The 9,311-nt window shown below is 54.6% G+C and carries 8 protein-coding genes; 3 read left to right on the forward strand and 5 right to left on the reverse strand.

Features of this window, described 5'->3' with window-relative positions; genetic code table 11:
* Positions 1-78 precede the first annotated feature (78 nt).
* The 3 genes from HF984_RS04380 to HF984_RS04390 all read right to left on the reverse strand — a co-directional run bounded on the left by HF984_RS04380 (position 79) and on the right by HF984_RS04390 (position 2,501).
* Positions 79-333, reverse strand: a complete 255-nt coding sequence (locus HF984_RS04380; protein WP_168614460.1) for a hypothetical protein — start codon at positions 331-333, stop codon at positions 79-81.
* Between the two features lie 412 nt (positions 334-745).
* On the reverse strand, positions 746-1,666 hold the full coding sequence (locus tag HF984_RS04385) for a hypothetical protein (protein ID WP_168614461.1): 921 nt from the start codon (positions 1,664-1,666) through the stop codon (positions 746-748).
* Between the two features lie 43 nt (positions 1,667-1,709).
* Entirely contained in the window at positions 1,710-2,501 is a 792-nt protein-coding gene (locus HF984_RS04390; RefSeq protein ID WP_168614462.1) for a DUF6318 family protein, read from the reverse strand.
* A 367-nt stretch (positions 2,502-2,868) separates the two neighbouring features.
* Here HF984_RS04390 and pheA point away from each other — a divergent pair, with 367 nt between their 5' ends.
* Positions 2,869-3,822 (forward strand): prephenate dehydratase, encoded by a 954-nt coding sequence (gene pheA / locus HF984_RS04395; RefSeq protein WP_168614463.1) that lies wholly within the window; start codon positions 2,869-2,871, stop codon positions 3,820-3,822.
* A gap of 146 nt (positions 3,823-3,968) precedes the next feature.
* Positions 3,969-4,880, forward strand: coding sequence for a type IV toxin-antitoxin system AbiEi family antitoxin domain-containing protein (locus tag HF984_RS04400; RefSeq protein WP_168614464.1), 912 nt, complete (start codon positions 3,969-3,971; stop codon positions 4,878-4,880).
* 77 nt (positions 4,881-4,957) lie between these two features.
* Here the strand turns inward: HF984_RS04400 and HF984_RS04405 are convergent, their stop codons facing one another.
* Positions 4,958-6,058, reverse strand: a complete 1,101-nt coding sequence (locus HF984_RS04405) for a diacylglycerol/lipid kinase family protein (RefSeq protein WP_168614465.1) — start codon at positions 6,056-6,058, stop codon at positions 4,958-4,960.
* Between the two features lie 154 nt (positions 6,059-6,212).
* Between HF984_RS04405 and serS the strand changes: the two genes are divergently transcribed.
* Positions 6,213-7,517, forward strand: a complete 1,305-nt coding sequence (gene serS / locus HF984_RS04410) for a serine--tRNA ligase (protein WP_168614466.1) — start codon at positions 6,213-6,215, stop codon at positions 7,515-7,517.
* 240 nt (positions 7,518-7,757) lie between these two features.
* Here serS and HF984_RS04415 read toward each other — a convergent pair whose 3' ends face one another.
* Positions 7,758-8,957 (reverse strand): globin domain-containing protein, encoded by a 1,200-nt coding sequence (locus HF984_RS04415; RefSeq protein WP_168614467.1) that lies wholly within the window; start codon positions 8,955-8,957, stop codon positions 7,758-7,760.
* Between the last annotated feature and the right edge of the window lie 354 nt (positions 8,958-9,311).

The following is a 9,311-nucleotide window of genomic DNA, read 5'->3' on the forward strand; positions in this document are numbered from 1 at the left end:
TACAGATGAGAAAAAAGGCCGTGACCGCGGAGAGGACGACATAGCACAACACAGTCCTCACGGGTTGAGTTCGCTTATCTATAACGCTACGGGTGCTGGGCTTGGGTTTGCGCACTTTGCTGAGAAAGAATAATTGGGCAATGCGGCCATAAGAACGAGAAGCGATAGCAGCGGCGAGGCATTATCCATCATCATAATCATCATGATGAGAGGGAATAACCAATACTCTTGCGCAGCTTCGGCCCACGTCTGCGCGCCCGAGGCGATGTAGGCGTGCGGTTCTCTTTCTTTGGCGCGATCAGGGACGCGCGGGGTCGGTCCGGCGGACATCATTATCCTCCTGAGATTGGTTCTTATCTCAGTTTACCAAAGAGGTGAGGAGGCTAGCCGCGGCGGATGCGAGTGAGCGAGCGTACAAAGAGCCGCGGCTAGAAGATACACCGAACTGGCCTGCTCACGCGGTGTGTTTGTGTGAAACTTTTGATGTATGTGAGAGGGGCTGTGGTGGCATTTTCCGAGCGAGTGAGGAAATAAAAATGCCACCACAGAAAGCTGATCGACCGGCCCGCTCGCGCGATGTTTCTATGTGAAACTTTTGATGTATGTGAGAGGGGAGGGATGGACCATTTTTCACCTGAAAAACGGTCCATCCCTCCCCTCTCACGGTTAACAGCCGCACCCGGCGGCGTCAGCCCCTCTCACGGTTGGTAACCCGACCTATATGAGTGATTGGTGGGTAGGTCCGCTACTTGCCATCCCAGCCTGCGCAACCCCACGCGTCCTGCTGGGCCGAGCAGTTAGCGTCCACCAGCCCTGCTTCGGTGCGCCACACCTGAATAGTTTGCGGTGCGGACGCGACCTCATTAACGCCGTTCACCGGCAGCCACGGGCCGCCCTCCACCGAATAACGTCCGGTGTAAACAGTGGTTACGGATGCCTGATAGTCACCGGTCTGCGTGTACACGTGGGTGGTGGGGGTAGGAACGTCCCATTGATCCTCGCCCAGGGCATACCCCGGGTTGGTGCTGTCCAACGTCTGACCGTCGCCGTACGTGAACGCGAAGCGCGACGGCGTAGCAATAACATCAACGTTGCGACCGTTAATCTGCGTAGTAAAACGCTGCTCCTGCGGAACCGCCCACAGGTTCGTGTTGTAATTCTTCAGCGTGTGACCGTTCACCGGACCGTTCAGTGTTGAAGGCAGGACGTCCAACTTATTGAAATCATCCGCCGTAAAGACAACCGTGAGCTGCTCGGCAGGGCCATCCTCACCCGCACCATCCAGAATCGCGGAGCAGAAGGTGCCACCGCGACTCCACCCCTTCATCTCCTTGGCATTGTTGTAATCAATATGCTCGCCCGCGCCTTTCACATCGGCATCAGCATCCGCATACAAAAGGTTAAGTAGGACGCCCTCGTTCCCGCCCTTCTCACACTTCTTCAGGTTGCAGTTTGCGGACTGCTGCTGGCAAGTCTCACTGAAGGCGTACTGGTAGGGATCCGGTTCAGACGCGGTGGCACCGGCATCAGATCTTGCAATCTGTTGTTGAACAAGACCCTGTTGCATATCAGATGTTGCCGTGCCCCCACGGACATTAATCTGATTACCTTTAGCGGAAGCATAATCTTCTTTGATGCTCTCTCTAGCCGCAGCTGGGGTAAGCATAGAGATGCCCATAAGAAAAGCAACTAAAAGGAGAGTTATCTTTTTACTCACCGTAAGTCACGCCTTCAATGCCGCTAATTAGCTTCATCTTCCACTGACCGTTTTCCCATTTCAGAGTCAAGAGCTGAGGATTTCTAGCTGTATTGAAAGACTCAATATCTTCCGATTTGGTGCCGTCTCCTTCGTATATTTCTCCAGAAGTCCTCGTGTGTACAACAATCAAATCGTAGAGATTATTGGAAACCGCTTGAAAATCTCCGTCTTGAATCTCGATATCTCTTTTACTTCCCACAGACCAAGCGCCTTCTTGGTAAGCTTCGCGGTACCCTTCGTAAATTCTTCTTTCTTCTTCCATGTCAGAACCAGTTAAAGCTTCAGTTACTGAAGCTGTTTTACCTGTTTGCGTGGCGTAATTTGCGGAATCCACCCAGTACTCCAAGAATGCTTTCGCCCCTTCGAAGGTCTGTTCCTTGGCGACCTCGGGCATGACGGGTTCGGGCACGTTCAGCGCGGGGTGCTGGGCTGTGGCTGGCACGTACTTGCCGGCGTTGAAGTCTGTGCGCTCAGCGTCGGTGAGCGTCACTTCTTGCCCGTTAGCTAGCGTGGGCAGGGCAGTGGCTGAGCTACTTGCCTCTGCGGAGCCAGAGTCTTCTGAGCTAGCTGACGTGCTGCTGGCAGTCGCATCCTTCGACGCATCCGCTGACGCAGCGGCACTGCTCGAAGTTTCAGAGGGCTGGGCCTCAGCGTTGTTCGAGTCCTTGGCGGAGCATCCGGTCAGCAGTAGAGCCGCGATGAAACCGGTGGCAATCAGGCGTGAGGGCAGAGATGAGCGCATAAGGAATCCCCTTTGTTCAGCTCGTGGTTCGAGCGGTGTTGTCAGTGATGTGCGTGTGGTTCGCATATTTGACAGTAAGATACCTCACCTTGAGAGGTTGTTTTTGCTCTAACCGTCAAACCTGTGGATAACTTTGGGGGACACTCCCATTTGCGCTAGTCACACCCCTGCGCAGGGCGGACTTTTTCGAAAAACCTTTGTAATACCGTGTCATATAGGGGCAGTGCCAGCGCTCAACCGGCATCGCACCACCCCCAATAGAAGCCCGATAACGAGGCGCTCGCATCCTGCCCACTCGCCGCCGCAGGTTTCAGAACGTGAACCCTCGCTTCGTCGCATCAACACCTGCCGCCATACACTAAAAGGTATGCATTACACCTTTCTCGGACCGTCCGGAACCTTCACCGAACAAGCTCTACTGAGCGTCGACAAAGCGGCGGAATCCACCCGAACCCCGTCAACATCTGTTCCCGCAGCCCTTGAAAAAGTGCTCGGTGGCGAGGTCGACGCCGCAATGGTTCCCATCGAAAACTCCGTTGAAGGCGGCGTAACAGCAACGCTGGATGCGATTGCTTCAGCTCAGGACGCGCGCATCATTGCCGAGGTGCTTGTGCCGATTTCGTTCGTGCTAGTGGCAGCGCCGGGCACCACTCTCGATGACGTGCAAACCATCTCCACCCACACGCACGCGTGGGCGCAGGTACGCAAATGGGCCGAACAGACCGTACCTCACGCGCACTACCTGCCGGGCTCATCCACAGCTGCCGCCGCGCTAGGACTTCTCACCAGCGAAAACCCCGGCTACGAAGCCGCTATTTGCTCACCCATTGTCGCCGAGCAGAACCCGCAGTTGGAGGTGCTCGCATCCAACATTGGCGACAACAAGCACGCCGTCACGCGCTTTGTGCTGGTGGCTCGTAACCACGAAATTCCTGCGCCCACCGGTGCCGATAAAACCACCCTCGTGGTGCCGCTACCCGAAGACCGTCCCGGTGCGCTCCTTGATCTGCTGGAGCAGTTCTCAACCCGCGGCATCAACCTCTCGCGCATTGAGTCGCGTCCAACCGGTGAATTCTTAGGCGCGTATTTCTTTTCCATTGACGTTGACGGTCACATTTATGACGCCCGTGTGCGCGATGCTCTGCGCGGACTGCACCGAGTCTCGCCCGGCATCAAGTTCATCGGCTCGTACCCGCGTGCCGACCTGCGCAACACCGTCACCGAGGACATCCACCAGGATCCCGCGTTCGACGCCGCCCGCGACTGGGTGGAATCCCTGTTCCCGGAGGGACGCCCGGAGCACCTGCGCCACGGGATTTAATCTTTCGAGGGCATCTCTGGGATGAAATCACCGTTTTAGGTGTCATTTCGCACCCAAAACGGTGATTTCGTCCCATAACACCGAGTTATCCACAGCTTTTTTCGTAACCTCATGCCCGATTCCGGGAAATAGTGCAGACTGTCAGCATGAAAACAGGGGACCACATCAAAACAACAGCTGAACTCAGTCAGCTGGGAATCAGCGCAAGCACTATTTACCGTCGTGTAGGGCGGGGACGCCTTATTAAACTCCGGCACGGCGTGTACGTGGATGCTGCGATATGGAATGAGTTCAGTACTTTTCAGCGTTGCTATGCGCATCATGTAGCGGTAGCGAAAAGCCATCCCCGTTCTGTTTTAAGCCACGAGTCGGCGGCGATGATGTACGATATTTCGCTCTTGAATCTTCCTGATAAGGTACATATTTCTAGTGCGACGTATGGCATAAAAAGCCGAGAGAACCTTCGGGTTCACGGGTGTTCTTCTGACGTTTTGGAGCGTACCTGGTGGATCGAAGACGCGCGGGTGACATCGCCTCTAGATACTCTTATAGATTGCGCTAAGTCTTTGCCTCACAAGGACGCTGTATGTGTTGCTGATCAGTTTTTACATCGGGGACTGGTCGATAGGGCAGCGGTTCAGAGCTCGATTTTGGGGCTACGTGGACCGGGTGCTTTACGGGCTGGCAGGGTGGTTGAGCGTATGAGCGCACACGCTGGGTCGGTGGCTGAAACATTAGTGCGAGTCTTGCTCTATGACTGGAACCTGGAGATGCCCATTGAACAGGGTGAGGTTCTCACCTCTGCGGGTGCACGCTATCGACCGGATTTTATATGGGAACACCTGCGCCTAATCCTTGAGGTCGATGGAGAGGTGAAGTACTCCGGTAAATACGGTAAGCCAGAGGACGTTATCCGAGCCGAGCATCGTCGTCAGCGCGAATTAGAGCGCGATGGTTGGAAGATTATTCGTGTTCGGTGGGGCGAAATCACGAAAACCCCGTGGACGCTGCGGCAAGAACTCATGAAAAGCGGCGTCAAGGTGCGGCAGGCGTCCTAAGGTATAGAACTTATTGGGACGAAATCACCGTTTTAGGTGCCATCTCGCACCCAAAACGGTGATTTCATCCCAAGAACCTAGTCCCGCCCGTACACGTTCACGCGTAGCACCGAGGGGTGCACGACGGCGTGCACGCGCTGTGCCTCGCCGAGAATGTCGCCGTCAACCTCGACGGGTTGCGGGTGCTTGAGGAAGTCCACTGAGACTTCTGCACCGAGCATGTGGTCGATGACGGGCGTGCGGCCACCGTAGTTGCGGGTAGCGATGCGCCCCGCCAGCATCAGCCAGCCCCACAGGCTACGCGGAGTCAGCACAATGACCTCGAGTTGGCCGTCGGACGCGGTGGTGGTTGACGCCAGGTTGATGCCGCCTTGAATTTCGCCGCAGTTAGCGATCAGCACGCCACGCATCTTTCGGGTGAATTCCTTGCCGCCGTCGATGGAGATGCGTACGCGTCGGCGTCGTGCCACAAGGTGCTTGGACGCGGCGATGAAGTACGCGAGACCGCCGAGGCTGGATTTCAGGCGCGGGTTGGTGTCGGTCATGATGAGTGCGTCGAATCCGGCGCCGCCCATGACGAGGAAGTCGCGTTGGTCGTGGCTACCGTCCACGAAGTCGGTGTTCAGGCGCACTGTGTCGACCAGGCGTTCCTTGCCGAACAGGGCGGTGTTGACGCAGGCGCTGATGTCGTGCACGTTGTAACCGAGGTTGCGTGCGAGCAGGTTGCCGGTGCCCATGGGCACGATTCCCATGGGTATTTCGGTTTCGCGCATTGCCGCTGCCACGGCGCTGACGGTGCCGTCGCCGCCAACAACGAGGACGAGTTCGGCGCCTTCTTCAACTGCCTGTTCGGCCATGGAGACGCCTGGGTCTTCAATGGTGGTTTCGTAGAGGTTTGCCGGGGGCCAGCCTGCCTCGGAGAGCGCCCGGAAGATGAGGTGCAACGCGGGCTGCGCACGCGTCTTGGAGGGGTTGTAGACCACGCCCACCTGCTTGGGTTCGGTGGGTTGTAGCGGCGTGTAGAGAAGGCTCGCCATCGGAATGAGATCGGGTCGATGGTAGAGCACCTGCTTGAGGCTGATTGCGCTCAGCGTGGTGAAGCCGAGAAATGCCACGCCGGCGCCGGTGAACAAAGCTTTTTTGCTTTTGAGCGAGGTGGGCAATGAAGGTGAAAACATATCTATAAGCATAGTTGTTTTTGGGTGAAAGTAATGACGCTAGCACACGTTGCGCCCGAAACTAAGGGGGCTTTTCTTGGATGCTTGTGTAAAGAAGCGAGCGATAAGCCTGAACATTGGGCATACCTCATGTTCGTGCGGTAAATTTAACACCGTGATTGACATTAACCTTCTTCGTGAAAACCCTGACCTGTTCCGTAATTCTCAGCGTGCTCGTCTTGCTGACGAGTCTCTGATTGATCAGATTCTTGAGGCCGATTCAGCACGACGCAGTGCGATCGGCGAATATGAGTCGTTGCGTGCTGAGCAGAACGCTTTCGGTAAGAAGGTGGCTAAGGCTTCTGGCGATGAGAAGCAGGCGCTTCTTGCCGAGGTTAAAGAGCTGGCGAAGCGCGTTGGTGAGGCTAAGGCTGCTAACGAGAAAGCGCAGGCAACCATTGATGAGTTGCTCAACCGCGTCGGCAACCTCATTATCGACGGTGTGCCTACCGGTGGTGAGGATGACTTCAAGACTGTAAAGACCGTTGGTACTCCTCGCGACTTTGAAGCTGAAGGTTTTGAGCCCCGCGATCACCTTGAAATTGGTGAGCTTGTAGACGGTATCGATATACAGCGCGGCGCTAAGGTTTCTGGTGCGCGTTTCTACTTCTTGAAGGGCCAGATCGCTCGCCTTGAGCAGGCTCTGATGTGGATGGCGCTCGACCAGGCAACCGCTAATGGCTTCACCATGATGACCACCCCCACCCTCGTGCGTCCTGAAGTTATGAACGGCACGGGCTTCAACGTTGCTCACGATGATGAGATTTACCGTCTTGAGCGCGATGACCTCTACCTGGTGGGTACCTCTGAGGTTGCTCTTGCTGGCTACCATGCGGACGAGATCATCGACTTCTCCAAGGGCGCTAAGAAGTATCTTGGCTGGTCATCCTGCTACCGTCGCGAAGCTGGCTCAGCGGGTAAAGACACCCGCGGCATCATTCGTGTGCACCAGTTCAACAAGGCTGAAATGTTTGTGTACTGTCCCGTTGAAGAGGCAGAAGAAATGCACCAGAAGATGCTGGCGTGGGAGGAGGAGATGCTTGCCAAGTGCGAGTTGTCCTACCGCGTCATTGATACTGCGGCCGGTGACCTCGGCTCATCAGCTGCGCGTAAGTTCGACTGTGAGGCATGGGTTCCCACCCAGGGCACTTACCGCGAACTGACCTCTACCTCTAACTGCACCACTTACCAGGCTCGTCGTCTGAACATCCGTGAGCGTATGGCAGATACCGTGGACGCTAACGGCAAGACCAAGAAGGGCGCAACCCGTACCGTTGCAACTCTGAACGGTACTCTGGCGACTACTCGTTGGTTGGTTGCAATCATGGAAACCCACCAGCAGAAGGACGGCTCCATTCGCATTCCTGAGGCTCTTCGCCCCTATATGGGTGGCGCAGAGGTTATTCCGGTAGCTGAGTAAGGACGCGGTCTTCATACACTGAGCGCAAGTTTTCCGAGCGAGGAAATAAAGTTTGTGGTCAGGTGCCAAGCGTCAGTGAATCAGACGGAGATTATCCGGTAGCTACTGAGTAATTGTTTTAAAGAAACAATGCCCCTGCTTTCCCTCTCCTGCCTATCTTTTATAGACAAGCAGATCCTGGGAATAAGCAGGGGCTTTTTATGTTAGTCGCTGAAGTTAGAATGACAGCATTTTATGGGATTAGACTCTATTGCCTCGCATGGAGCGGCGCGTTGCTCGAAGTATCCACTGATCCGGGCCGAAGATTTCATACTGGATGTTCCTTCCCGGTATGCCTTGCTGAACGAGAGCAGAACGTACGCTTTGCATGTAGCTCAGTGGTCCACACATGTAGACAGAAGCGCGTCTGGGCATGTCTAGAGACTCGACGCGTACTTCACCTTGAAAATCGCCTTCGCCATCTTTGAGAAAAGAGATGGCTTTTGCATCATCTAGTTCTGCGACTAGTTTCAAGTATTCTTCGCGTAAAGGCCAGGCCTCTGAGGAACTATCTGCGTGTACGGCAACGACGCTGCGCTTTGAATGATTTTTCTTCAGCTCAGCTAAGAATGCGACCATGGGAACGATTCCGATTCCGGCAGAGAAAAGATAAAGAGGCTGTGAATCTTGATCGCTATAGCCACCGAGCACAACGTCGCCGTAGGGGTTAGAAATTTCAATGATATCCCCAACCTCTAGTTTGTGGAGCATAGGTGAAACTTCGCCGTCCTCATTCCGCTTGACCGCGATACGACGCTGGTTCTGTGCGCTGGGAAGGAGCGTATACTGACGAGGCTGACGCAGACCATCCTCGGTTTTCACGATGACGGTGACGTACTGCCCAGCAACGGCATCAGACATGACGGTACTATCTGCAGGTTCGAAAATCATGTCAAGGACGCTGGTGCCAGCTTCTTTGCGTGAGACCAGCTTGAAGTTAGAGTGTATGACGTCGTTTTTCTGACCGTCGTAGAGACCCTTTTCGATTTTTACGAGGACATCTGCCATGAGCCAGTAGACCTCGGTCCAGGCTTCTGCAATTTCTGGTGTACAAGCGTCTCCCAAGTTCTCTGCAATTGCGGCAAAAAGATACTTGTAGACAATCTCGTACTGGTCAGCGGTTACCCCCAACGATGCGTGCTTGTGGGCGATTCGCGCCAGCATCTCATCGGGGTACGAATCAGGGTTAGCCAGGATGTAAGAGGCGAAAACGGGGACTGATCCTGCAAGAGCGCGAGGCTGAATGCCTTCAGCTTGATCCGCGCGAGAAAACATGCCGTCCATGAGTTCCGGGTGGTATTCAAACATCTTCCGATAAAAGATGACGGTGATGTCATTGATACGCTCAGCAATAGTTTGCAAAGTCGATTCGATAATGGGACGAGAAGACTCGGAAAGCACGCTTTTCCTCTCACGGTGAGTGGCTGGAATCTAACTATGTGAAAATGTCATAGAAACAGATGAATTATCTTCATTTCGAACATAGCGCAGTAGGGGAAGAATATTTGCATGTTAAAAACTTAATGAGGCTTATTCAAAAGTAGGAACACACCCACACCCCACCAACTAGACAACGGCCCCACCAGCGGCAAAAATAAGAGGATTAAATCACTACAAATAACCTCAAGCCATACCGGAAGAACCGTTGCTCCACCAGCGTACAACAGGGCTCACACCTCAGCAATTCACCACGCTACTGACAGCCCTCACCTCTCATATCACCTGGGCAAAACCAGGCGGAAGACCACCAGCACT

The organism is Rothia terrae (assembly GCF_012396615.1).
GTDB lineage: Bacteria > Actinomycetota > Actinomycetes > Actinomycetales > Micrococcaceae > Rothia > Rothia terrae.

Coding starts and splice junctions, on each gene's coding strand:
- HF984_RS04385 (WP_168614461.1), bottom strand. CDS start 1,666: ATGCTTACCCCAGCTGCGGCTAGAGAGAGCATCAAAGAAGATTATGCT.
- HF984_RS04390 (WP_168614462.1), bottom strand. CDS start 2,501: ATGCGCTCATCTCTGCCCTCACGCCTGATTGCCACCGGTTTCATCGCG.
- HF984_RS04380 (WP_168614460.1), bottom strand. CDS start 333: ATGATGTCCGCCGGACCGACCCCGCGCGTCCCTGATCGCGCCAAAGAA.
- HF984_RS04405 (WP_168614465.1), bottom strand. CDS start 6,058: ATGTTTTCACCTTCATTGCCCACCTCGCTCAAAAGCAAAAAAGCTTTG.
- pheA (WP_168614463.1), top strand. CDS start 2,869: ATGCATTACACCTTTCTCGGACCGTCCGGAACCTTCACCGAACAAGCT.
- HF984_RS04400 (WP_168614464.1), top strand. CDS start 3,969: ATGAAAACAGGGGACCACATCAAAACAACAGCTGAACTCAGTCAGCTG.